The 1540-nt window shown below is 72.4% G+C and carries 3 protein-coding genes; all 3 read right to left on the reverse strand.

The window, feature by feature from the left end; genetic code table 11:
• Nucleotides 1-38: 38 nt before the first annotated feature.
• Nucleotides 39-611, reverse strand: a complete 573-nt coding sequence (locus Mrose_RS18300; RefSeq protein WP_119280646.1) for a tyrosine-type recombinase/integrase — start codon at nt 609-611, stop codon at nt 39-41.
• A 1-nt stretch (nt 612) separates the two neighbouring features.
• Nucleotides 613-1074, reverse strand: coding sequence for a hypothetical protein (locus tag Mrose_RS18305; RefSeq protein WP_245970027.1), 462 nt, complete (start codon nt 1072-1074; stop codon nt 613-615).
• 251 nt (nt 1075-1325) lie between these two features.
• A partial coding sequence (locus Mrose_RS18310) for a DUF2227 family putative metal-binding protein (protein ID WP_182482912.1) occupies nt 1326-1540 on the reverse strand: 215 nt, incomplete at its 5' end.

Consider the following 1540-nt stretch of genomic DNA (forward strand, 5'->3'; position numbering starts at 1 on the left):
CAGGCCTCCCGGAATACCTGCATCAGCCTTTCGCGCACCTAAGCGACCCCAAGCTCTACCTCCACCTTGCGCAGCAAGGGCAAAGGGTTTGGCAATGGGGGTTCGAGGTATAGTTCCAGGGCCTCCCACACCAGCCCCTCCACCCGCAGCGACAGCGCCTCCGACAGGCGCAGGCCGCTGCCGTAGAGGAAGCGGATGAGCGTGGACAGGAGCCGCTCCTCCCGCTCGGAGCGCGTGGCCTCGAGCAGCCGGGCGATCTCCTCGCGCGAGGGGTAGCGGGCCAGCCGTCGGCCCGCGCGGGGCCGGGCCACCGGGGCGGTGGGGTCCTCCACCGCCTGGCCCAGCACCTCCCGCTGCCAGCGGTAGTAGCCGCGGATGGCGGCCAGCACCCCCTGGGCCCGGCGGGGCCGCAGGGCGCGCTCCTCCATCAGCCGCCGCACCGCCGGCGGGCCGGGGGGGAGGCCGGAGGCCTCGAGGAAGGCCAGCCACAGCCTGAGGTCGTAGAGGTAGCGCCGCACCCCCCGCGGGCTGTGGCCCTTCTCCAGCAGCAGGTAGCGCTCGTAGGCGGCCAGCAGGCCCTCGGGGTGGTCGAGTCCTGGCCGAGTTCCCACCCTAGTTGGGCCTCCTCCGGGCGTGCTCGATGCGGATCTCCTCCCACTCCTCGACTCGCAGCGCCCCCTCGCGGATCCACTCCTCGAGGGGATCGGGAGCCTCAAAGCCCTCCAGGATCCGGGCGAACTCCTCCGGGGGGAGGAGCTGTCGGCGGGGGCCCTCGAGGGCTTGGGGGGCGCGGAATTCCACCAGGCTGGCGGTCCCGTCCACCCGGCTTTGGTGGACCCAGTAGGTCTGTGGCCGGTCCAGCCCCTTCGGGGCCAGCAGCTCCTGGTGCACCTTGCGGCAGACTTGCTCTAGGGCGTTGGTGACCGAGGGGCCGCCGTGGTCGTCCTGATCCCGCAGGACCACCAGCACCACCGGCCCCAGCCGGTAGGCCTCGACCGCACAGCCGCCCAGGCCGGGGTAGGGGAAGGCGGGGTGGGCGATCTCCTTCACGGTGGCCTCAGTGTAGCACGTCATCCGTGAAATGTCTCTTTCACGGATGACGCCCTGCTCGCGGCCCCGGCCCCACCCCCTCTTTCCCGGGCCTGGTCCGGCTTACCCATCCCTGGACCTATCCCGTGTAGGAGAGCCGTCCAGGACGGCTTCCAGGCCGCGAGCCCGTAAAACGAAAGACGAGGCCCCTCCTCAGCGGGGCCAGGGGAAAGGCCGGGGGTCAGGGGTAGTACTCGAGGGGCCGCTGGCCGTACCGCCGGCGGGCCCGGTGCCCGCTACAGGCGCCGCAGGGGGATGCCGTCGAGGGCCAGGTGGAGCCACTGCGAGGCGTAGTACCCCGCCAGGGCCCCCCACAGCAGGGCCGGCTCGAGGCCCCCCAGCCACCCACGCAGCGGCAGCAGCAGCGGGCTCAGGTACAGCAGGCGGCTGAGGGGCCCCAGCACCCAGTGGTGGGCCAGGCCGCGGTGGCGGAAGAGCAGCCCGTAGGGCA

Origin of the sequence: Calidithermus roseus, from assembly GCF_003574095.1 — a bacterium.
GTDB classification, from domain to species: domain Bacteria; phylum Deinococcota; class Deinococci; order Deinococcales; family Thermaceae; genus Calidithermus; species Calidithermus roseus.